General features: G+C 63.4%; 23 protein-coding genes. 6 read left to right on the top strand and 17 right to left on the bottom strand.

The window, feature by feature from the left end; genetic code table 11:
- Positions 1 to 53: 53 nt before the first annotated feature.
- A complete protein-coding gene (locus tag ACTJKM_RS00605; protein ID WP_057250530.1) occupies positions 54 to 530 on the bottom strand; it encodes a MarR family winged helix-turn-helix transcriptional regulator in 477 nt (158 codons plus the stop codon).
- Between the two features lie 112 nt (positions 531 to 642).
- Here ACTJKM_RS00605 and ACTJKM_RS00600 point away from each other — a divergent pair, with 112 nt between their 5' ends.
- Entirely contained in the window at positions 643 to 1,065 is a 423-nt protein-coding gene (locus ACTJKM_RS00600; RefSeq protein WP_057250528.1) for an organic hydroperoxide resistance protein, read from the top strand.
- Positions 1,066 to 1,197: 132 nt separating this feature from the next.
- Here ACTJKM_RS00600 and ACTJKM_RS00595 read toward each other — a convergent pair whose 3' ends face one another.
- Both ACTJKM_RS00595 and ACTJKM_RS00590 read right to left on the bottom strand, forming a co-directional pair.
- Positions 1,198 to 1,410, bottom strand: a complete 213-nt coding sequence (locus ACTJKM_RS00595; RefSeq protein WP_057250526.1) for an alkylphosphonate utilization protein — start codon at positions 1,408 to 1,410, stop codon at positions 1,198 to 1,200.
- 95 nt (positions 1,411 to 1,505) lie between these two features.
- Positions 1,506 to 3,080, bottom strand: coding sequence for a helicase HerA-like C-terminal domain-containing protein (locus ACTJKM_RS00590; RefSeq protein ID WP_057250524.1), 1,575 nt, complete (start codon positions 3,078 to 3,080; stop codon positions 1,506 to 1,508).
- A gap of 247 nt (positions 3,081 to 3,327) precedes the next feature.
- Here ACTJKM_RS00590 and ACTJKM_RS00585 point away from each other — a divergent pair, with 247 nt between their 5' ends.
- Positions 3,328 to 3,720, top strand: coding sequence for a DUF2780 domain-containing protein (locus tag ACTJKM_RS00585; RefSeq protein ID WP_057250522.1), 393 nt, complete (start codon positions 3,328 to 3,330; stop codon positions 3,718 to 3,720).
- A gap of 87 nt (positions 3,721 to 3,807) precedes the next feature.
- On the opposite strand, the gene ACTJKM_RS00580 is transcribed toward ACTJKM_RS00585, so the two are convergent.
- Both ACTJKM_RS00580 and wrbA read right to left on the bottom strand, forming a co-directional pair.
- Positions 3,808 to 5,010, bottom strand: a complete 1,203-nt coding sequence (locus ACTJKM_RS00580) for an MFS transporter (protein WP_440635513.1) — start codon at positions 5,008 to 5,010, stop codon at positions 3,808 to 3,810.
- Complete coding sequence (gene wrbA / locus ACTJKM_RS00575) at positions 5,010 to 5,642, bottom strand: NAD(P)H:quinone oxidoreductase (protein ID WP_058320337.1); 633 nt, start codon at positions 5,640 to 5,642, stop codon at positions 5,010 to 5,012. The genes ACTJKM_RS00580 and wrbA overlap by 1 nt, the downstream gene beginning before the upstream one ends.
- 108 nt (positions 5,643 to 5,750) lie before the next feature.
- Between wrbA and ACTJKM_RS00570 the strand changes: the two genes are divergently transcribed.
- Complete coding sequence (locus ACTJKM_RS00570; protein ID WP_112995470.1) at positions 5,751 to 6,662, top strand: LysR family transcriptional regulator; 912 nt, start codon at positions 5,751 to 5,753, stop codon at positions 6,660 to 6,662.
- Here ACTJKM_RS00570 and ACTJKM_RS00565 read toward each other — a convergent pair.
- From ACTJKM_RS00565 to ACTJKM_RS00555, 3 genes are all read right to left on the bottom strand, one after another.
- Positions 6,659 to 7,819 (bottom strand): MFS transporter, encoded by a 1,161-nt coding sequence (locus ACTJKM_RS00565; RefSeq protein ID WP_112995367.1) that lies wholly within the window; start codon positions 7,817 to 7,819, stop codon positions 6,659 to 6,661. The two genes, ACTJKM_RS00570 and ACTJKM_RS00565, sit on opposite strands and share 4 nt — an antisense overlap.
- A gap of 150 nt (positions 7,820 to 7,969) precedes the next feature.
- Positions 7,970 to 8,806 (bottom strand): aldo/keto reductase, encoded by an 837-nt coding sequence (locus tag ACTJKM_RS00560; protein WP_058320335.1) that lies wholly within the window; start codon positions 8,804 to 8,806, stop codon positions 7,970 to 7,972.
- Between the two features lie 103 nt (positions 8,807 to 8,909).
- A complete protein-coding gene (locus ACTJKM_RS00555; protein ID WP_058325535.1) occupies positions 8,910 to 10,091 on the bottom strand; it encodes an MFS transporter in 1,182 nt (393 codons plus the stop codon).
- Positions 10,092 to 10,231: 140 nt separating this feature from the next.
- Here ACTJKM_RS00555 and ACTJKM_RS00550 point away from each other — a divergent pair, with 140 nt between their 5' ends.
- Positions 10,232 to 11,125 (top strand): LysR family transcriptional regulator, encoded by an 894-nt coding sequence (locus ACTJKM_RS00550; protein WP_112995368.1) that lies wholly within the window; start codon positions 10,232 to 10,234, stop codon positions 11,123 to 11,125.
- A gap of 12 nt (positions 11,126 to 11,137) precedes the next feature.
- Here ACTJKM_RS00550 and tam read toward each other — a convergent pair whose 3' ends face one another.
- The 6 genes from tam to ACTJKM_RS00520 all read right to left on the bottom strand — a co-directional run bounded on the left by tam (position 11,138) and on the right by ACTJKM_RS00520 (position 15,903).
- Complete coding sequence (gene tam, locus ACTJKM_RS00545; RefSeq protein WP_112995369.1) at positions 11,138 to 11,908, bottom strand: trans-aconitate 2-methyltransferase; 771 nt, start codon at positions 11,906 to 11,908, stop codon at positions 11,138 to 11,140.
- A gap of 11 nt (positions 11,909 to 11,919) precedes the next feature.
- Positions 11,920 to 12,582 carry a haloacid dehalogenase type II gene (locus ACTJKM_RS00540; protein WP_057250509.1) on the bottom strand — a complete coding sequence of 221 codons (663 nt, stop codon included), beginning with the start codon at positions 12,580 to 12,582 and terminating at the stop codon, positions 11,920 to 11,922.
- 293 nt (positions 12,583 to 12,875) lie between these two features.
- Positions 12,876 to 13,436 carry a phosphatase gene (locus ACTJKM_RS00535; protein WP_112995370.1) on the bottom strand — a complete coding sequence of 187 codons (561 nt, stop codon included), beginning with the start codon at positions 13,434 to 13,436 and terminating at the stop codon, positions 12,876 to 12,878.
- 107 nt (positions 13,437 to 13,543) lie between these two features.
- Positions 13,544 to 14,227, bottom strand: coding sequence for a YoaK family protein (locus ACTJKM_RS00530; RefSeq protein WP_112995371.1), 684 nt, complete (start codon positions 14,225 to 14,227; stop codon positions 13,544 to 13,546).
- A gap of 111 nt (positions 14,228 to 14,338) precedes the next feature.
- On the bottom strand, positions 14,339 to 15,379 hold the full coding sequence (locus tag ACTJKM_RS00525; protein WP_112995372.1) for a zinc-dependent alcohol dehydrogenase family protein: 1,041 nt from the start codon (positions 15,377 to 15,379) through the stop codon (positions 14,339 to 14,341).
- Positions 15,376 to 15,903 (bottom strand): GNAT family N-acetyltransferase, encoded by a 528-nt coding sequence (locus ACTJKM_RS00520; protein ID WP_058325541.1) that lies wholly within the window; start codon positions 15,901 to 15,903, stop codon positions 15,376 to 15,378. The genes ACTJKM_RS00525 and ACTJKM_RS00520 overlap by 4 nt, the downstream gene beginning before the upstream one ends.
- A 153-nt stretch (positions 15,904 to 16,056) precedes the next feature.
- Here ACTJKM_RS00520 and ACTJKM_RS00515 point away from each other — a divergent pair, with 153 nt between their 5' ends.
- On the top strand, positions 16,057 to 16,938 hold the full coding sequence (locus ACTJKM_RS00515) for a branched-chain amino acid aminotransferase (RefSeq protein WP_058325542.1): 882 nt from the start codon (positions 16,057 to 16,059) through the stop codon (positions 16,936 to 16,938).
- Positions 16,939 to 17,002: 64 nt separating this feature from the next.
- Here the strand turns inward: ACTJKM_RS00515 and ACTJKM_RS00510 are convergent, their stop codons facing one another.
- From ACTJKM_RS00510 to ACTJKM_RS00500, 3 genes are all read right to left on the bottom strand, one after another.
- The gene (locus tag ACTJKM_RS00510) at positions 17,003 to 17,518 is read right to left on the bottom strand and encodes a hypothetical protein (protein WP_112995373.1); all 516 of its coding nucleotides are present in this window, start codon (positions 17,516 to 17,518) and stop codon (positions 17,003 to 17,005) included.
- A 188-nt stretch (positions 17,519 to 17,706) separates the two neighbouring features.
- Positions 17,707 to 18,294: a TetR/AcrR family transcriptional regulator gene (locus ACTJKM_RS00505; RefSeq protein ID WP_440659811.1), complete on the bottom strand. Its 588-nt coding sequence runs from the start codon at positions 18,292 to 18,294 to the stop codon at positions 17,707 to 17,709.
- 125 nt (positions 18,295 to 18,419) lie between these two features.
- Positions 18,420 to 18,758, bottom strand: a complete 339-nt coding sequence (locus tag ACTJKM_RS00500; protein WP_058325545.1) for a hypothetical protein — start codon at positions 18,756 to 18,758, stop codon at positions 18,420 to 18,422.
- Between the two features lie 219 nt (positions 18,759 to 18,977).
- Here ACTJKM_RS00500 and ACTJKM_RS00495 point away from each other — a divergent pair, with 219 nt between their 5' ends.
- Positions 18,978 to 19,580, top strand: a complete 603-nt coding sequence (locus tag ACTJKM_RS00495) for a superoxide dismutase (RefSeq protein WP_057250491.1) — start codon at positions 18,978 to 18,980, stop codon at positions 19,578 to 19,580.
- The last annotated feature ends 39 nt before the right edge of the window (positions 19,581 to 19,619 follow it).

Raw genomic sequence — 19,619 nt, 5'->3', positions numbered from 1 at the left:
GCTCACTGCATCCCGCCAGTCACGAGGGGCGGCCTCTGCAAATCCGGTTGCAGTCAGTCCGCGCCGTGGCCGGAATTGAGCTGCCGCGTCAACTGATGCAGCGTCTCGCGGATTTCGCCCGCTTCTTCCAGGCTGCAGCCTGAAGCCTTGCCGATATCTATGAGAATACCGAAGGCCTCGCTTTTCAAATCGCGGCCTTTCTCCGTGAGGCGAACGATTACCTGTCGCTCATCACCTGGGTCGCGCTGCCGCGCGACAAAGCCGGCTGCCTCCAGGCGTTTCAGAAGCGGCGACAGTGTTCCGGAATCGAGCCCTATCTCCTCGCCAATGCGCTTCACCGTCATTTCGTCCTGTTGCCATAGCGCAAGCAGCACGAGATATTGCGGGTAGGTGAGGCCGAAACGATCGAGCAGCGGCTTATAGGCACGATTGAAGGCATGCGCCGCCGAATAGACGGCAAAGCAGAGCTGCTTGCCGAGCGACAGCGCCTCCTCCGGAATGGTATCTATATGTGCCGCTTTGTTTGCCATGGTCGCATTCTCGCAAAAACAGGGCGAAAATGCAATTTGCGAAATTAATTTGCCCGCAATTGAATTTTGCGCTATCTAATCCTCATCCACTTGGAAACAAAGGAGACCGCCAATGCCTATTCTCTACCGCACCACTGCATCCGCAACCGGTGGCCGTGCTGGCCAGGCCAAGAGCGCCGATGGCGTTCTCGATGTCACTCTTACTGTGCCGAAGGAACTTGGCGGCGACGGCGCCCGCGGCACCAATCCTGAACAGCTCTTTGCCGCCGGCTACTCGGCCTGCTTCCTCGGCGCCCTGAAGTTCGTCGCCGGCAAGGAGAAGGTAAAGCTTCCGGAAGACACGAAAGTGACGGGAACAGTCGGCATTGGTCCGCGCGAAGATGGCACCGGCTTCGGTATCGATGCCGCGCTTGAGATTACGTCTCCGGGCGTCGACAAGGCGGTTCTCGAAGACCTCGTCCAGAAGGCGCATATCGTTTGCCCCTATAGCCACGCGACCAAGGGCAATATCGACGTCAAGCTGACGGTCGCCTGATATTTGAATTCCAGTCGGAATCCAAAAGCCCGGCGGATCGTTCCGCCGGGCTTTTGTGTTGTCAGGGATAATGATGTTCCACGCGGGCGCTGCATCAGGTGGCTGCCGACGGAGAAGGCCGTCGGCCGTGGGCTATGCCTTCTTCAAAAACTCGGTGCGCAGCACCAGGCCCTTGATCTTCTCCACCCGGCATTCGACTTCATCAGGGTTGTCGGTGAGGCGAATACCCTTGACCATCGTGCCGCGCTTCAGCGTCGTCGAGGTGCCCTTGACCTTCAGATCCTTGATCAGGGTAACGTTGTCGCCGTCCTGGAGGATGGCGCCGTTCGAATCCTTAACGTCCATGCGAATGTTCCTTTCAAAATAACGACGCGCCTCGATCGAAATCAGGGCGCGGGCAAAATATCGACCTCAAGCATTGCCGGTTGCCGCGGCTATGTTCAGCGTCGGCTGAGGCTGCCGAGGATGCCGCGCACCAGGGCGCGGCCGACCTGGGTCGCGACGGTGCGAGCGACCGATTTCATCGCGGCTTCGACGACCGTCTCGCGCTGGTAGCCGGAGCTGCGTGGCCGCGCCTGCTTGCCCGCTGGTGCCGCCGCCTCGTCGTCGCCGAAGCCGGGCAGCGTCCAGCGGCTGCCGCCGGTATTCGCTTCCGTTGTCTGCTGTTCGGCCTGTTCTTGTGCTTGCGCCTGCGCTTCGGCCGTCTTCTTGGCGCGCGCGGTCAGCATCTCATAGGCCGATTCGCGGTCGAAATCTTCGTCATAGAGACCGCGGACCGGGCTCACATCCATTACCTTTTGCCGCTCGGCCTCGGTCAGCGGACCGACGCGCGATTGCGGCGGGCGCACCAGCGTGCGCTCGACCATCGACGGCGCACCCTTGCCTTCGAGCGTCGAGACCAGCGCCTCGCCGGTGCCGAGATTGGTGATCACGGTGGCGCAGTCGAAGTCCGGGTTCGGGCGGAAGGTGTCAGCGGCGGTCTTCACCGCCTTCTGGTCGCGCGGCGTATAGGCGCGAAGCGCGTGCTGAACGCGGTTACCGAGCTGGCCGAGGATCGTTTCCGGCACGTCGAGCGGGTTTTGCGTGACGAAGTAGACGCCCACGCCCTTGGAGCGGATCAGGCGCACGACCTGTTCGACACGCTCCGTCAGCACCTTCGGCGCATCGTTGAAAAGCAGATGCGCCTCGTCGAAGAAGAACACCAGCTTCGGCTTGTCCGGGTCGCCCACCTCAGGCAGTTCCTCGAACAGTTCCGAAAGCAGCCAAAGCAGGAAGGTCGCATAGAGCCGCGGGTTCATCATCAGCTTGTCGGCCGCCAGCACCGAGATCGCGCCGCGCCCGTCATTGGTCGTGCGCATGATGTCGGTGATCTTCAGCGCCGGTTCGCCGAAGAAATGTTCGGCGCCCTGCTGTTCGAGGATCAGGAGTTCGCGTTGGATCGAACCGACCGAGGCCTTGGAGATGAAACCGAACTGATTGGAGAGCGCGCTGGCATTGTCGCCCATGTAGTTGAGCAGCGCCTGCAGATCTTTCAGGTCGAGCAGCGGCAGACCGCCCTCATCGGCGATCTTGAAGGCGATGTTGAGCACGCCTTCCTGCGCATCCGTGGCGTTCATCAGCCGCGAAAGGAGCAGGGGCCCCATTTCCGACATGGTGGTGCGGACGCGATGGCCCTTCTCGCCGTAGAGATCCCAGAAGATGACCGGGAATTCCTGGAACTCGTAAGGATTTGTCGGCAGGCCGATCTGCTCGGCGCGCTTCAGGATGAAATCCTTGGGCTCGCCGATCGCGCCGATGCCGGAGAGATCGCCCTTGACGTCGGCGCAGAAGACGGGGACTCCGGCATTGGCAAAACCTTCGGCGAGGACCTGCAGGGTGATCGTCTTGCCGGTGCCGGTGGCGCCGGTGATCAGGCCGTGGCGGTTGCCGAACTTGAGTTCCAGATACTCGCCCTTGTTGATCGAATCATCAGGCTTGCGGCTGGTGCCGATAAAGAGCTTGCCTTCTTCCAACATGTGGGCTTCATCTCCGTTTCATCAATGAAAGCGGGCGGTTCGCGGTTGATCGCAAGTGCCCGTCATCGAAATGTGCCTGGTTTTCTGTTATAGGTGCTGCGGTTGCGCCCGGCAACAAGGCTGTGCCAGCGCGCGACCGGAAAGCGGCGTTATCGACGGGCCGATAGTCACTGCTCACGGCTTGTTATTTGGTGGGCGATCATTTACCTTGACGTCAACGTCAAAATCCAAGTGAGGGAGTTTTTCCATGAATGAACTGGTCACGCGCGTCGCGGAGAATGTCGGCATCGAGCCTGCAACGGCCGAAAAGGCTGTCGGCATGATCCTCGGCTTCCTGCAGCGCGAAGCCGCTGACGGCCCGGTTGCCCAGATGATCGAAGCGATTCCGGGCGCCTCCGAGCTCATCGCCCAGTACAATGGCGAAGGCACGGGTGGCGGCGGTCTGCTCGGCGGCCTGATGTCGGCGATCGGCGGCGGCGGCGTCATGGCGCTCGGCCAGCAGCTGATGAGCCAGGGTCTCGGCATGGGCGAAATCACCTCGCTCGCCAAGGAGACCATCGCCTTTGCCAAGGAAAAGGCAGGCGATGAAGTGGTCGACGAAGTCGTCGCCTCGGTTCCGGGCCTCAGCCAGTTCGTCTGATCCGCGGACAATCCGCCGGAAATGCCGAACCCACCGGTTTGCCGCCGGTGGGTTTTTCTTTGCGATTCGCTCTTTGCATGCAGGCCATCATCGCCGTTGGGCCTTGCTTCGCAGGGCCTGCTCCAGTGTGTTTGCAAGCACGATGCAGAGAAGGGCGCCGACGCCGATGAAGGCCGCGCCCGAGGACCAGCCGTTGCGTTCGATCGCCGTTCCGACCGCGACCGGCCCGACGAGCTGCCCCAGATTGCTGCCCTGCATCAGCAGCCCCATTGCCAACGGCGCAAGCGCCGGACGCGGCGACAGGATCGGCACCGACGAGATCAGCGTGGCGGGGATCAGGCCGCCGATCGCGGAAAACAGCACGCAAAGTCCGAAGATCAGATTTCCGCCTGACTGGCTCAGGAAGATCCATAGGCCGAACACACCTGTCAGCAAGGCAGCGCTGGCGATCAACCGGCCGCGGGCAAAGCCGCGAGACAGCAGATGGCCGGCGGCAAGATTGCCGATGACGTTCACCAGTGTGATGATGGCGCTGAGGAGGCCGACGGTCCCGAGCGAGACGTGCATACGCTGGACCAACAGGATCGGCAGGAAGCTGGAAAGCGTGAAGCTCATCAGGCTGTAGAGCGAAAATAGAACGAAGAGCAGCACCGGGCCGCGGCTTGTAAGCGTTTCGGTCGCATCATCCCGGAAGCTGGCGGCGATGCTGGATGTTTCCCGAGACGGCGACACGGCCAGGAAGATGGAAACCAGGCTTGCCAGCGTGATCAGCCCGTTGCTCCGCCAGATCGCTTGCCAATCGGCAAAAAGTGGCCCGGTCAACATCGCGACCGCCATGCCCGCGGGCATGAAGCAGCTCCAGAGCGAAAAGACGAGGTCGCGGCGATCCGATGTCACCAGGCGCATCAGGATGGCCGGACCGGCGACGACGACGAGCAGGAACCCGAAGCCCTCGACGATGCGTGACAGAAGAAGCAGCGCGAAGGCGTGGCTGGCCGCTCCACCGAAGGAGCCGAGGGCCAACATGGCCATCCCGATGGCGAGCAGGCGCCGATCGCCGGCCGACGCGACGAACGCGCCCGCCGTCATGCCGCCGACGACGCCGACGATGGCGAAGACCGAGGTGATCCAGCCGAGGGCGGGGAGATCGAGCCCGAGGTCGGACTGAAGCAACGGACCGGCAATCAGCCCCTTGCCGACCTGCATGGCCGCGACCACGCCGGCGGCAACAACCGTCATCACGCCCGCCCAATCTGTTCTCTCCCGAACGAAGGTTGTGGCCGTGGCCATCAGGCAAGCTCCGCAACGCGCGCACGACCGGCGACCAGCGCCGCCGCCAGGTCTGCGACGTGGCGGCCCTGGAAGCGTGCGCCTTCCAGCTCGTTGGCGCTTGGCCGACGGTCGCCGCCGTTGCCGTCGTCGGCGAGCGTCGAGGCGCCGTAGGGCGAGCCGCCGGTGATTTCGTCCATGCGCATCTGACCCTTGAAGCTGTAGGGTAGGCCGGCAATCACCATGCCGAGATGGAGAAGCACGGTATGGGTGGCGAGGATCGTCGATTCCTGGCCGCCATGCTGGCTTCCGGTCGAGGTGAAGACGCTGCCGATGCGGCCGACCAAGGCGTCGCGCGCCCAGATACCGCCCGCCTGATCGAGGAAGTTTTTCATCTGCGCGGCCATGTTGCCGAAGCGTGTCGGCGTGCCGATGATGATCGCGTCATAGTCCGGCAGTTCCGCGACGGTCGCGACCGGCGCGTCCTGAGCGCGTTTGTAGCCCGCCTTGATGGCAACGGCTTCCGGCACGATTTCGGGCACCCGCTTGAGCACGGCGGTGGCGCCCGCGGCGCGCGCGCCCTCGGCAACCGCCCCCGCCATCGTCTCGATATGACCGTAGGATGAGTAGTAGAGCACGAGTATCCTGGCCATCGGGCCTTCCTTCCTGCTGAGCACTTGCTGTTCGGAAAAGAAGATGGATGCTTTCAATGATCTGTTGAAGTGATATAAATTTCATCAAGTTGATCTATGGAATCGATCATGCTGGATGCCCTGACACTCGATCAGATGCGGACCTTCGTGACCGTCGCCGAAAGCGGGAGTTTCCGTGCGGGTGCCGCGAAACTCTCACGCGTGCAGTCTGCGGTCAGCCACGCCATCGCCAATCTCGAGGCGGAGCTTGGCGTCGCCCTATTCGACCGTTCCGGACACAGACCGGTGTTGACACAGGAAGGGCAGGCGCTGCTTGCCAATGCCCGCGATATCCTGCTGCGGGTGGACGCTATGCGGGCCCGCGCGCGCGGGCTTGGCGAGGGCATCGAGTTGGAGCTTTCCGTGATCGTCGACACGCTCTTCCCGATCGAGACGGTCGGGTTGGCCCTGAACGAGATGCGGACGATCTACCCCAATGTTTCGATCAGGCTTGCGGTTTCACCGCTGGGCGGACCGCTGGATGGCCTCGTCGAACGCCGCTTCACCCTCGGCATCATGGTCGGAGAGGATTTCCGCGATCCGGCCATCGCCCGCCAGGCGCTTTCGACGGTTCAGATCGTTGCAGTCGTTGCCGCGCATCATCCCTTGGGGCTGAGTGCCGCCGATGGCGCACTCGAAAACGCCGCGCTTGCCGACCACCTTCAGATCGTGCAGTCCGATCCGTCGCAGCGGACAGTGGGGCGGGATTTCGGCGTGCTCTCGCCGCAGACCTGTCGCGTCAGCAGCCAGGATACGAAACATGCGATGATCCGCACCGGTCTCGGTTGGGGCCGGCTGCCGCTCTGGCAGGTGGAGCGGGATCTCGAAGAGCGCCGGCTGGTGCGCATGCCGACGACGGCCCTTGGCCGCAACAGTCAGGTCGGTGCCGAGGCCTACTTGGTGCATCGGATCGATGAGCCGCTCGGGCCGGCCGCCCGTGTTTTCGGTGAGGCGCTTGCCTTGCGCTGCGCCGAGGCCTAACGGCGCCTTGCCACTGCAAACATCAGCGTGAAGATGACGAGGACGGCGCCCACGCCGAGCGGGCCGGCGATAGGGTCGATGAAGTTCATCAGCGCGCCGGTGGCGCCCGACCCTGCAGCGCTGCCGGCGGCATAGGCGAGCGAAAAGGCGGCGCTGCCGGCCACCAGCATGCTGCCGCGATATTCTTCGCCAAGCATCGTCAGGGCGGCCGTGTAGAGCGCGAAGCTGGCAGCGCCGATGAAGGCGAATGTCAGCAGCAACGCCACGTTCGAAGACAGGAACGGCACCAGAAGGTAGCCGGTGGCGGCGACGGCGGCTGCTGAGATCGCCACGCGGCGGCGCGGCAGCCGGTCGAGAAGCACGCCGATGAAGGGCTGCGCCAGCGCGGTCGGGATCGCAAGCGCCGTCACGCTGAGCGCGGCAAAGGCCTGGCTGTGGCCCGTCTTGACGAAGTAGACCGGCATGGCCGAGATCGCCGCGATATCGGCAAAGCCGAACATCAGCACCATGAGGATCAGCATCGGTGCCTTCTTGAAGAAGGCGAAGAGGTCGCGTGTCGAGGAAGGTTCGGGGCGCGTGCGTGCGCCCATGGTCAAGAGGCCGGTGAGGAAGGCGACGAGCGCGATATAGATCGCCAGCAGCGCAAAGCCGAGGCCGCCGCTGGTGCCGAGCAACGGGATCGCCAGCGGACCGGCGGCAAAGCCGCCACACATGCCGGCGCCGTAAAGGCCGGAAACGCGACCGCGCAGCCGGTCGGGACAGGCCGTGTTCAGCCAGGCTTCGCCGAGCATGAACACCATGCTGACGAAGAAGCCGAGGGCGAAACGGGCGATAAACCAGATGGGAAGCTCTGACGTCGAGGCAAGCGTCGCGAGACAGATGGAACAGCCGCAGAGGCTGGCGATGATCAGCCGGTCGGCGGAGGCAAGCCGCGTCAACCGGCCGAGAAGCAGGGTTGCCACGCCGAGACCGGCGGCAAAGCCCATGGCATTGAGGCCGATCATGCCGGCAGTGACGCCACGGCTTTCAAGCGAAAGCGAGATTAGCGGATAGGTGAGCCCCTGTGCCACCGAGAAGGCGGTGACCCCCAGGACGACGGCGATGATCGCCGGCCAGTCGGGAGCGAAATCGCTCGTCTGCGCCTCATGCAAAGACATCGCCCCCTCCCTCTGATCGGTGCCTGCGGGCCATGTCCATATCGTATCCGCCGCCGGCTGGGAATTGGTCGGCGGCGAAATGGCGGAGCGGGATGAGGAAAAGTGTGAGCGGTTTTCCGCCCGCATCCCGCTCCACTACAAGAGAGCAGATCAGGCGGCCTTGTCCCAGACCGGAGCCAGACCCTCCGGATTGACGATGCGACCGTCGGGGCGGGCAAGCGCGTGGATCTCGGCCATCTCGCCGTCGCCGAGCGCGAAGTCGAAGATCGCGAAGTTTTCCTTCAACCGATCGATCGTCGCGGTCTTGGAAAGCGTGATCACGTCCTTCTGCTGCACCAGCCAGCGCAGCACCACCTGGGCGGCCGTCTTGCCGTGGCGTGCGCCGATCTCCTTCAGCAGCGGATCGTTCGGGACCTTGCCGTTCGCCATCGCGTAGTAGGCAGTGATCGACATGCCGTGCTTGCGCGCGATCTCGAGCACCTTGGTCTGGTCGAGATAGGGATGGTATTCGACCTGGTTGGTGGCGATCGGGGCGTCGCTGAGCTTCACCGCTTCTTCCATCTGTGCCGTGTTGAAGTTGCTGACGCCGATATGACGGACCTTGCCGGCCTTCTGTACCTCGTTGAGGGCGCCGATGCGCTCGGCCATCGGCACGTCACTGCCGCCCGGCCAGTGCAGGAGAAGCAGGTCGACATGGTCGGTCCTCAGCTTTTTCAGGCTCTCGTCGACCGAGGCGAGGAAGTCGCGATGCGCATATTTGTCGACCCAGACCTTGGTGGTGAGGAAGATGTCGGCGCGCGACACGCCGGAATTGTGGATGGCTTCGCCGACCTCGGCCTCGTTGCCGTAGATCTGGGCCGTGTCGACATGGTGGAAGCCGAGCTTGAGCGCTTCCGGCAGCACCCGCAGCACGTCGGCGCCGGGCATGCGGAAGGTACCGAAGCCGAGCGCCGGGATGTTGGCACCGTTTGAATTGACGGAATGCATGGTGGGTAACTCCTTGTACTTGACCTGCTGTACTTGGCGAGCGCCCGGCCGGATGGCCGGGCGAAAAAGGAACGATCTATAGGTGGTCCTCAGGGGCGGCGGTTCAAGCCGGTTGGTAGGCAGCGCCGGCCCGACGATCAAGAACGCCGCTCAAAAGCGTGAGCAGCAGCGCGGCGGCGACAAGCAGGGCGCCGATGACGGGCGTCATGCCGAGACCGAGCGGTGAGGCGACGATCAAGCCACCGAGCCAGGCACCGACGGCAATGCCGAGGTTGAAGGCGGCGATATTCAGCGCCGAGGCGACATCGACGGCGCCCGGCCGGTACTGCTTGGCAAGCTGCACGACATAGAGCTGCAGGCCGGGAACATTGGCGAAGGACAGGAAGCCGAGCGCGGCGAGCGTCACCAGCGTCAGGACCGGCGAGGGGGCCGTGAAGGTGAAGAGCACCAGCACGGCCGCCTGGGCCAGAAACAGGCCGATAAGCGCCTTGACCGGATCGCGGTTGGCGATCTTGCCGCCGGCAATGTTGCCGATGGCGATCGCAACGCCATAGAGCACGAGGATCAGGCTGACGGCGCCTTCCGAGAAACCGGTGATGTCCTGCAGGATCGGTGCGAGGAAGGTGAAGGCGACGAAGGTGCCGCCGTAGCCGAGCGCGGTCATGGCAAAGACGATCAGCAGTCGGCCGGACCCGAGCACGCGCACCTGGTCGATAAGCTTGGCCGGCGGGGCCTTGGAGAGCGTGTTCGGCAGCAGGGCGACGATCGCGGTGAGCGCGATGACGCCGAGACCGGTCACGGCCCAGAAGGTGGCGCGCCAGCCGAAGGTCTGGCCGATCCAGGTACCGAGCGGCACGCCGGTGACGATCGCGACGGTGAGGCCCATGAACATCATGGCGATGGCCGATGCGCGCCGGTCTTCCGGAACGAGGTCGGCAGCGATGGTCGAGCCGACCGAGAAGAACACGCCATGGGCAAAGGCGGAGATGACCCGCGCAATGAGAAGCGGTTCGTAGCTCGGCGACAGGGCGGCCGCAGCATTGCCGACGATGAACAGCGCCATCAGGCCGATCAGGAGCGGCTTGCGCTCGATCCGGCCGGTGAGCGCCGTCAGCACCGGCGCGCCGAAGGTGACGCCGAGCGCATAGACGCTGACGATCAGGCCGGCGAGCGGCAGGGTGACATTGAGGTCGGTGGCGACCGTCGGCAGCAGACCGACGATCACGAATTCCGTTGTTCCGATCGCATAGGCCGCGATCGTCAGCGCAAGGATAGCAATAGGCACGACGAGACCTTTCCCACCCGGCTGGGAGGAACCGGGCGCGTTGGTTGTTGTTGAAGTCGGGCGGAATATGAGCCTTGGCACTCATCATGATAATCAGCATAATGGTACAAAGGACTGTGAATTTGATTCAAAGGTGATGCATGGACAATCGGGCGGGTGAAATGGAGGTCTTCGTTGCCGTTTCGGAGACCCGCAGCTTTTCGGCCGCTGCGCGGCGCCTGAAGCTGTCACCATCTGCCGTCAGCAAACTGGTGACCCGTATCGAGGACCGGTTGGGCACGCGCCTGCTCGTGCGCTCGACCAGGACCCTGCAGCTGACGCCGGAGGGGGAAGTCTATCTGCAACGCGCCCAGCGGATCCTCACGGAAATCGTCGAGACCGAGCAACTGGTCGCTGCCGGCGGCCGCATGACGCCGCGCGGGCTGTTGCGGGTGAACGCCGCAGTCGGCTTTGGCGAGCGCTACATCATGCCGCTCGCGCCAGAGTTCCTCGCCCGCTATCCGGAGGTGCAGCTTGATCTGACGCTGACCGACAGCATGATCGACGTCGTCGGCGAGCGCGCCGACGTGGCAATCCGCACCGGCCCGCTGCGCGATTCATCCCTAAAGGCACGCAAGCTCATGGAAAGCCGTCCGGTCGTAATCGCATCGCCCGCCTATCTGGAAAGGCACGGGACACCGAATACGCCCGATGAACTCGACGGTCACAATTGCATTCGTTTCAATTTCCGTCGCAGCGTCGACGAATGGGCGTTCCGCATGCCGGGGCAGCCGGCTGCAGAACTGCGCTCGGTCTTCGGCAACATGCAGGTCTCGAGCGGTTCGATCGTCCGCCAGCTTTGCCTTGCCGGCATTGGCGTTGGCCGCATCGGCCGTTTCCACGTCGAGCCGGACTTCGAAGCCGGAACGCTCGTGCCGCTGCTCGAAGATTATCAGTCGGGCGAGATCGAGACGGTCTACGCCGTCTATGCCGGACACGAGCATCTCGCCGCCCGTATCCGTGCCTTCATCGATTTCCTGGTCGACCGCATGTAGCGTCGCCCGGCGCTACGCCTTCACCGCGACGATGAAAAATCTCGGGAAGCGCAGAAGGACCTTGCCGTCGCTCATGGCCGGATAGGCAGCGCGGATCCGGTCCGTGTAGTCGGCAGCAAAGGCGTCGCGTTTATCTTCCGGCAACGCATCAAGATAGGGTCTGAGGCCGGTCCCCTTCACCCATTCGACGATCGCTTCGGCATTGGCGAGCCGGTGGTAGTAGATCGTGTGCCAGACCTCGATGCTGGCGGCCTGTGGCGCCAGGCATTCGACATAGGTTGCCGGTCCCGGCATGGGATTGCGGCGGACGGTCTTGCCGGCAAAGGCGTCAGTGAAAGCCGGGCTGCGAGTTGTCTCCTCCATCAGCAAATGGCTCGGCTCCCCGAGATTGTCCGGCATCTGGACCGCAAGCGTGCCGCCTGATGCGAGCGCTCCCATCAGTCTTTCGAAGATCGTGAGGTGGTTCGGCAGCCATTGAAAGACAGCGTTGCCGTAAAACAGCGAAGCGCCGGCAGGGGGGACCCAGTTTGCGAGATCCGCCTTTTCGAAGGTGATGCCCGGCAGCCGCTTCGCCGCCGCAACGAGCATGTTCTCGTCGCTGTCGAGGCCTGAAAGTGTGGCCTCGGGAAACCGGTCGCGGATGAGCTCGGTGGAGTTGCCCGGGCCGCAACCGAGGTCGAAGGCGATGCCTTCGGGCAGCTCGGGCACTTGGGCGAGGAGATCTCTGGCTGGGCGCGTGCGTTCGTCTTCGAACTTCAGATACTGCGCAGGCGACCAGACCATGGGGAGATCCTTCAGATACCGAATTGCAGACTTTCGAGGGAGGGCAAGATCAGCGCCGGCCCGTGATCACGATATTCGTCCGGCATGTCCGCCCGGTTGATCCATACGGTGCGGAACCCGAATTTCGTCGCCCCGGCGATATCCCAGCGGTTCGACGACTGGAAGGAAACGGCATGCGGGTAAAGCCGGTAGCCGGTTGTGACGATGTCGTAGACGGCAGGCGCGGTCTTGAAGGCCTTCACCGCGTCGACGGAAAACACGTCGTCGATGACGATGTCGAGTGCGGCGTTGCGGACCGCAGAGGCGAGCATGGCCGGTGAACCGTTGGAGAGGATTGCGATGCGGGCGCCGCGCTCCTTCAGCCCCTTCAGAACCGCCGGCACTTCCGGATAGCAGTCGAGCGTCCAATAGGCGTCGAGCAATCGCTTGCGAAGTTTCGGGTCGGCGGAGGGAAACCGTGCGAAGGCGTAGTCGAGCGACTGTTCGGTCAGTTGCCAGAAATCCTGATAGCTGCCCATCAGCGAGCGCACCCAGGAATATTCGAGTTGCTTGGCCCGCCAGAGTTCGGAAAAAGCCTGCCCATCCGGGCCGATCTCCTGCGCGTGGCGCCTGACAGCCGCATGCACGTCGAAGAGCGTGCCGTAGGCGTCAAACACATAGGCCGCGTGGGACATCTTTTCCTCCCGTCTTTTGTCTTCGGTGCTGGCGGGGCAAGGTCGAATCTTCCCGTCAAAGCCCGTCCGAAAACAAAGGCTTACAGCATCATGCCTGATCAGGCAGCGAGCTGTCACTGTTCTTTCGTGGGATCATGTCAGATCTTTGTGCGATGCACAACGGCTGGCGGCAAAGCTGCAGATTTCTACAGCGCCGCGCGTCTTATCAGACGCGCAAAGGTCGCTGTAGCACTTTGATTTTCTGCATGTCTTTGTCCTTAATCGAAGTCGATTTAAGGAGACATGCAGTAGCTTCAGCTTTTGGCTGGTTTCCAGACTTTCGCCGGGAAGCGCAGTGCCTGCTTGGCGAGCTTGCCCTTGAGCCCGAGCGCCGTGTCGCAAAGGTTGACGACATGCCTGTTCGGCTTGGCCTCCGGGCGCAGCGCATGGAGTGCGGCGGCGGCGTCCTCCGGTGGCATGTAGCGCGCCAGAATGCCGAGGGTGAGCGCGGTCGCGCGCCCAATGCCCCGAAGGCAATGGACGAGCAGATGGGCGTCTTCGGGCAGGTGGTCGACAAAGGCGAAGGTGGCTTCGATGGCTTGCGGGCGCGCCGCATCCGGCTCGTCCGGATCGGTGGTGTCGCCGAAAAAGAGTTCCAGATGCTTTTCCGGCGGCAGCTCGATCATCGAGAGCAGTCGGCTGCCGGGAGCGCGGATCGAGATCAGGTGCGTTGGCGCCCAGAGCGCGCGATTGTGTCGCGCTTCGGTCTGTGAGCTGACGATTGCCCGGATCGGCCATCCGGCCGGATGCGCCGGATTGGTCTTGAGGATGGGATGATAGAGTTCATCCGTGGTGACGGCTGCCGCAAGCGCCATGGCAGGACCTCGCTCGTGATTCTTCTTTGCAGATTTTGCCCTGAAACCCGGCCGGGCTTAAGGGCAAAATCTTGGGAGGGGTGAAAAGCTGCCGTTGGAGCTGAGGCTCACCCCGAATGGATATAGCGCCGCGACCAGCGAGACGGCACGAGAACAGTGGCAAGCGCAAGCCCAGCGGCGAGCGCAAAGGACGCCCAGAGCGAGGCCGCGCCGAAGTGGCGCTGCAAGAGAGCGCCGGCGACCGCGCCGGAGAACATGCCGAGCCAGGGCACGATCTGCACCACCCACTGACGGTTCTTGTTGCCGAGCAGCCAGCGGCCGAGACCGCGCCCAAAACGGGAAAGTGCCCCCGTCACGTACGTAAGCCCGATCGGCAACCCCTCGATATGTTCGACCGCCGCATTGACCAGGCCCATGGCGAGCACGACGCCGTAGAAATAGCAGGGCCGCGGCATAAAGGCCCCGAAACCGGCGCAGAGCATCAGCACGAGGCTGACCGTCGAGAGCACGCCGACGACGCCGAGGCGCGCGGCCACGATCACGCCAAGTGCGTTGCCGATGATGAACGCCCCGAGCGCGCCGACGAGCAGCAAGGCGCCGATAAAATCGCCATCGCCGAGGGCGATCGCTGCCCGGGTCGTGTTGCCGCTCATGAAGGAGACGAAGTCGCCAATGCTCAAGAGCCCGATCGCGTCGGTCATGCCGGCGAGGAAAGAGATCGTCGCGGCAATGGCAAGCGCCGTGCCGGTGCGCTGACGTTTGATCAACCTTCGCCGTCTCCCAATGGTCATCTGCCTTGCCCCCGATCCGGAACAAGGTTTAGCGCATTGAGGCCGTGAGTCGGAATGGGCATTGCCGGCACCCTCTCGTAGACGGCGCTTTTCCGGCCGCCCATGGCGCTATCAGAACCGCGTGATGACGCTGATGCCGAGGTCGGTTGCGCGGTCCATGGCGGTCAGCGCAGGGATCGCCTCTGAAAGCGAGATCTCCCGGCCGATCAATTGTTGCGGCCTCAGCTTGCCGTCGGCGATCATCGTCAGCATGGCGTCGTAGCGCCAGGCCTGCATGCCGTGGCTGCCGTAGATCTCGAGCTCATGGCCGATCACCTGCGCCATCGGGATCTGCGGCGTCGCCTGGTCGCCGAGCATCAACCCGACCTGCACGTGGCGGCCACGCCGGCGCAGGTTCTTGATCGAGTTGAAGCAGGTGACCGGGTTGCCGAGCGCGTCGATCGAGACGTGCGCGCCGCCGCCGGTGATGTCTTTCACCGCCGCAGCCACATCCTGCACTTCTCGGCCGTTGATCGTCGCGACCGCGCCGAGCGTCTTCGCGAAGGCGAGCTTGTCCTCGGCAATGTCGATCGCGATCGGCTGGGCGCCGAGCGCGGCTGCGATCATGATCGCCGACAGGCCCACACCGCCACAGCCGTGTACAGCGACCCATTCGCCGCCCTTCACCTTCGCCTGGTCGGCGATGGCGCGAAACGAGGTGGCAAAGCGGCAACCGAGGCTCGCGGCCGTGGTGAAGTCCATGCTTTCGGGCAGATGCACGAGGTTCTGGTCGGCAAAGTCGAGCGCGACATATTCGGCAAAAGAACCCCAATGGGTAAAGCCCGGCTGGAACTGTGCCTCACAGACCTGCTGGTTGCCGGAGCGGCATTCGCCGCAGCGGCCGCAGCCGGAAACGAAGGGCACGGTGACCCGGTCGCCGACCTTGTATCGCATCACGCCGCGGCCGGCGGCGGTGACAACCCCCGCCAGCTCGTGGCCCGGTACGTGGGGCAACCGGATATCGGCGTCATGGCCCATCCAACCGTGCCAGTCGGACCGGCAAAGTCCCGTGGCCTCGACCTTGATGACGACGCCGTTTTCGGTCGGGGTCGGATCGGGAAGGGTCCGGATTTCGGGCGTCTTCTCGAACGCGTCGTAATACATGGCTTTCATCGGGGCGCTCCTTGCAACGCGGGTGCGGCGCGGCCGTCGATGTGTCGCGCCATCAGAATTTCGTCGACCTCTACGTCTCCGTCGAGCATGCCGCCGGGGACACGGCCGATTTCGTGAAAACCCTCGCGCGCGTAGAAGCGGATGGCCGTCGGGTTGTCGGCGCGTACGACCAGTTCCAGCAGGCGGATGCCGGACGCGCGGGCATGGTCGGTCAGATGGGTGAGAAGGTGCCGCGCCACGCCGGATCCGCGGGCTTCGTCGCGCACATAAACCATGATGATCGTGGCGCGGTGCGCCAGCCGGCTCGCGCGTTCGCGCATCAGCCCCATGATGCCGACAGGCTGGTCCCCGTCGAGAGCGGCAAAGACGGCGTTGGTCGTCAGCCGCGCCCGCCATTCCTCCGTCGAAAGGCGCTCCCAGTCTGCCGTAGTCGAGGCGAATGCTTGTGGCTCGCGGTTGAGCGCTTCCAGCCGTATGCGGCGGAAGATATCCACGTCGTCCTCGTCCAGATGCTTGATGCGCACGGCTTTCCCTTTCCTTTGCGCATGAGACTAAGCGAGAGGCCGTCCGGGTACCAGAATGGCCGCCATGACATTTTTTGATATACCCATTCACCACGATGCTGTTTTTTCGGGTTATGCCGAACAAGCAGAACAAAAAACCTGAAGGAGACGCCGATGGCCGTCGATACATCCCCCCGCTCAGTGACCTGGACCTATGTCGATGGCGAATGGCTCTCGGGCAACCCGCCGCTGATCGGCCCGACCTCGCACGCGATGTGGCTGGGTTCGACGGTGTTTGACGGCGCCCGCGTCTTCGACGGCGTTGCGCCCGACCTTGATCTGCATTGCCAGCGCGTCAACCGCTCGGCGACGGCGCTTGGTCTGAAGCCGACGATGGCAGCGGAAGAGATCGAAGCGCTGACCTGGGAGGGTGCCAAGAAGTTCGACGGCAAGACAGCGCTCTATGTGAAGCCGATGTATTGGGCCGAGCACGGCGCTGCCGGGGTCGTCGCCATCGACCCGGAATCGACCCGTTTCGCGCTCTGCCTGTTCGAGGCGCCGATGGGCAACGGCCATGGCGGCTCGTCGCTGACGCTCTCGCCCTTCCGCCGACCGACGCTGGAATCGATGCCGACCGATGCCAAGGCCGGCTGCCTCTATCCAAACAATGCGCGCGTCCTGACCGAAGCCCGCTCGCGGGGCTTCGACAATGCGCTGGTGCGCGACATGCTCGGCAACATCGCCGAGACCGGCTCTTCCAACGTCTTCCTGGTCAAGGACGGCGTCGTCTATACGCCGGCCGCCAACCGCACCTTCCTCGCCGGCATCACCCGCTTCCGCGTGATGACGCTGCTGCGTGAAGCCGGTTTCGAAGTGGTCGAGGCGACACTGACCATGGCCGACTTCGAAACGGCCGACGAGATCTTCACCACAGGCAACTATTCCAAGGTGCTGCCGGTCACGCGCCTCGAAAGCCGAGACCTGCAGGCCGGCCCGGTCGCCGCCAAGGCGCGCGATCTCTACATGGATTGGGCGCACGCAGCACGCGACGTCTGACGCACGCTCACATGCAATGCCCCGGCGCTCGGCGCTGGGGCAAAATGGCTGTCGGTTCGGGCACTCAGTACGAGCGGGGAGCGCGCGCCCTGACCAAGGCGCGCTTGTGGATCAGGTAGGCCTGGACTGACAGGCCTGCCAGGAAGATGACCAGCCAGGCGAGCAGCGTGGTCTGCACGATCGGCGATTCCGGCCCGCTGGCAAGCGGTTGCGAGGCGGGCAGGCGCTTCAGAGTCTCGGCGATTGCCGGCACGATCAGCAGGAAATAGCTGAAGGAGAAGCCCAACGTCGTCAGGTAGGGTTTCAGGTGGCCAACGAAGGCCAACCGTTCGATCGCCAAGCTGCCGGCGATGACCGCCAGCGTCACGATGCCAAGCGCATGACCCTCGTTGAAGCCGCCGGTGCTTGAAAGCCCGGCAGCGGTCAGGACCGCCAGGACGAGTGTGGCGAGGTAGATCTTGCCGGATCGGGTGGCGGGCACGATCGCGCCGTAACGGGCAAAGCCGTAGAGGCCGGCAACGACGGGCGCGAGACTGATTGCGGTATGAATGATGCCGAGCGTGGAAAGCGGATTTGCCATGAGCTTGCTCCTTCGGATTTCGACCGACTAGTTGGTCGGCAACTTGGCGAAAAGGAGACGCGATGGATTTAGCTGCCCATCGCGTCCGTTGGTTTTGATCTTTAGCCCGGGTCTGCACAGTCCACCGTTCCCGCGGGAACAGCGCCCTGCACATGCTCGTTCCATCGCCGGCGCTTTCGGGTCGGCGATCAAGCTTCGACTGTCGGCTTGAGCCGGTCCAATGCGGGCCGGGCGATCGCGGAGAAAACGGCCGGATCGGAACCGGCGACGCGCGCGGCAAGCATCGCACCATGGACCGTGGCCATCAGGGTCTCGGCCTCTGCCTTCGGCCCTCGCACCGCCTTCAGATGGCCGCTGACCACGCCGTCCTCGATCACTGCGCCGAGCCAGCCTGAAAGGTCGGCAAAATGACCGCGTACCTGCTGAACGACAGCGTCCGGCAGCGAGGGTAACTCCGAGGCGAGCAGGGCGCCTATGCAGAAGGGCAAATCCTGCCTGGCGATACAGTCTTCCCAGTAGCCGACATAGGCTTCAAGCCGCGCGACCGGATCGCTGACGGCGGCAAACAATCCCTCGACGTGGCGCCGATTGCTCTTGCGGTAGCGAGCAAGCACCATAGCTGCAAGGTCAGCCTTGGTCGGGAAGTGATGGTGGATGGTCGCCTTGCCGACGCCCAGTTCGCCCGAGATGTCGGCATAGCTGAACGCATTGTAGCCCCGCGACACCACGAGGTGTTCGGCTGAGTCCAGGATCCTCTCATAGGTATCGCTCACCATGACCAAGACTTATCAACGGGTCGGTTGAAGCTCAAGCGACGAGCGGCCGTCGATTCGCAGCTCATTGTGGCGGGCGGCAGCTGGCTGCAAACGGCAGGCAGTTCGTGGTCCAGGTCGGCTCGCGGCTATTTCTTCTTTGTCGGCACGCCCACCTTCACCGCGTCGGGCGTAAGCTCGCCGCCGAGTTCGACCGTCTTCTTTTTCTTGTCGAAGACGCAGATCTGCGTGACCGCGGCCTTGGAGCCCTTTGGCGTACCGATCACCAGCGCCAGACCGAAGCTCTCGGAGCCGAAGGGATCGACGACGGCGCTGGCCTTTTGCAGGGAGGTGGCGGCCGCCAGGCACTTCTTCGAAACCTCTGCCCGGAACGTCTCCCACGCATCGCCGGAAGAGGCCGCGGCACCGGATGCGGTGAAGGCCGCAGCAGTGGAGAGAACGAGAGCGGGGAGCAAGCGCTGTGGCATGGGTGATCCTTAGTGCATGATTGCAAGAGTGGCGAGGCTGCAGGCAAACCGTGGCGTCAATGTGCTCGAAAGTGTCATGCTTTCAAAATGATGTTGAAAGTATATTCCGTGGGTTGAGGAAAAATTGGCATTGCATCGGTTGCCTCCATGGGGGCCGGTGCCTATGTTCCCGCTCACAGATTTACCTGACGAAATCCCATGCCAAGAGGAGATGCCCACATGGCTTTCGAATTGCCGAACCTTCCCTACGATTACGATGCGCTGGCGCCCTACATGTCGCGCGAGACGCTCGAATACCACCACGACAAGCATCACCTCGCTTACGTGACCAACGGCAACAAGCTTGCTGAAGAAGCCGGCCTTGCCGACCTGTCGCTCGAGGAAGTCGTCAAGAAGTCCTATGGCACCAACCAGCCGCTGTTCAACAATGCCGGCCAGCACTACAACCACATCCACTTCTGGAAGTGGATGAAGAAGGGCGGCGGCGGCACCAGCCTGCCGGCCAAGCTCGACGCGGCCATCAAGTCCGATCTCGGCGGCTACGACAAGTTCCGCGCCGACTTCATCGCTGCCGGCACCGGCCAGTTCGGTTCGGGCTGGGCCTGGCTCTCGGTCAAGAACGGCAAGCTTGAGATCTCCAAGACCCCGAACGGCGAAAACCCGCTCGTTCACGGTGCTTCGCCGATCCTCGGCGTCGATGTCTGGGAACACTCCTATTATATCGACTACCGCAACGCCCGTCCGAAGTATCTCGAAGCCTTCGTCGACAGCCTGATCAATTGGGACTACGTGCTCGAAATGTACGAAGCCGCGGCCAAGTAAGTCGCTCGTTTTCCGTGCATGACGTTTGGACCCGGCGCT

Source organism: Ensifer sp. 22460, assembly GCF_052044935.1.
Taxonomy (GTDB): domain Bacteria; phylum Pseudomonadota; class Alphaproteobacteria; order Rhizobiales; family Rhizobiaceae; genus Ensifer.
Note: the sequence above shows the minus strand (reverse complement) of the source record. Positions and strands in the feature narration are given on the sequence as shown.

What these genes read in the sequence shown, in the direction of transcription:
- ACTJKM_RS00605 (WP_057250530.1), bottom strand. Translation starts at nt 530, where the DNA reads ATGGCAAACAAAGCGGCACATATAGATACCATTCCGGAGGAGGCGCTG.
- ACTJKM_RS00600 (WP_057250528.1), top strand. Translation starts at nt 643, where the DNA reads ATGCCTATTCTCTACCGCACCACTGCATCCGCAACCGGTGGCCGTGCT.
- ACTJKM_RS00595 (WP_057250526.1), bottom strand. Translation starts at nt 1,410, where the DNA reads ATGGACGTTAAGGATTCGAACGGCGCCATCCTCCAGGACGGCGACAAC.
- ACTJKM_RS00590 (WP_057250524.1), bottom strand. Translation starts at nt 3,080, where the DNA reads ATGTTGGAAGAAGGCAAGCTCTTTATCGGCACCAGCCGCAAGCCTGAT.
- ACTJKM_RS00585 (WP_057250522.1), top strand. Translation starts at nt 3,328, where the DNA reads ATGAATGAACTGGTCACGCGCGTCGCGGAGAATGTCGGCATCGAGCCT.
- ACTJKM_RS00580 (WP_440635513.1), bottom strand. Translation starts at nt 5,010, where the DNA reads ATGGCCACGGCCACAACCTTCGTTCGGGAGAGAACAGATTGGGCGGGC.
- wrbA (WP_058320337.1), bottom strand. Translation starts at nt 5,642, where the DNA reads ATGGCCAGGATACTCGTGCTCTACTACTCATCCTACGGTCATATCGAG.
- ACTJKM_RS00570 (WP_112995470.1), top strand. Translation starts at nt 5,751, where the DNA reads ATGCTGGATGCCCTGACACTCGATCAGATGCGGACCTTCGTGACCGTC.
- ACTJKM_RS00565 (WP_112995367.1), bottom strand. Translation starts at nt 7,819, where the DNA reads ATGTCTTTGCATGAGGCGCAGACGAGCGATTTCGCTCCCGACTGGCCG.
- ACTJKM_RS00560 (WP_058320335.1), bottom strand. Translation starts at nt 8,806, where the DNA reads ATGCATTCCGTCAATTCAAACGGTGCCAACATCCCGGCGCTCGGCTTC.
- ACTJKM_RS00550 (WP_112995368.1), top strand. Translation starts at nt 10,232, where the DNA reads ATGGACAATCGGGCGGGTGAAATGGAGGTCTTCGTTGCCGTTTCGGAG.
- tam (WP_112995369.1), bottom strand. Translation starts at nt 11,908, where the DNA reads ATGGTCTGGTCGCCTGCGCAGTATCTGAAGTTCGAAGACGAACGCACG.
- ACTJKM_RS00540 (WP_057250509.1), bottom strand. Translation starts at nt 12,582, where the DNA reads ATGTCCCACGCGGCCTATGTGTTTGACGCCTACGGCACGCTCTTCGAC.
- ACTJKM_RS00535 (WP_112995370.1), bottom strand. Translation starts at nt 13,436, where the DNA reads ATGGCGCTTGCGGCAGCCGTCACCACGGATGAACTCTATCATCCCATC.
- ACTJKM_RS00530 (WP_112995371.1), bottom strand. Translation starts at nt 14,227, where the DNA reads ATGACCATTGGGAGACGGCGAAGGTTGATCAAACGTCAGCGCACCGGC.
- ACTJKM_RS00525 (WP_112995372.1), bottom strand. Translation starts at nt 15,379, where the DNA reads ATGAAAGCCATGTATTACGACGCGTTCGAGAAGACGCCCGAAATCCGG.
- ACTJKM_RS00515 (WP_058325542.1), top strand. Translation starts at nt 16,057, where the DNA reads ATGGCCGTCGATACATCCCCCCGCTCAGTGACCTGGACCTATGTCGAT.
- ACTJKM_RS00510 (WP_112995373.1), bottom strand. Translation starts at nt 17,518, where the DNA reads ATGGCAAATCCGCTTTCCACGCTCGGCATCATTCATACCGCAATCAGT.
- ACTJKM_RS00505 (WP_440659811.1), bottom strand. Translation starts at nt 18,294, where the DNA reads ATGGTGAGCGATACCTATGAGAGGATCCTGGACTCAGCCGAACACCTC.
- ACTJKM_RS00500 (WP_058325545.1), bottom strand. Translation starts at nt 18,758, where the DNA reads ATGCCACAGCGCTTGCTCCCCGCTCTCGTTCTCTCCACTGCTGCGGCC.
- ACTJKM_RS00495 (WP_057250491.1), top strand. Translation starts at nt 18,978, where the DNA reads ATGGCTTTCGAATTGCCGAACCTTCCCTACGATTACGATGCGCTGGCG.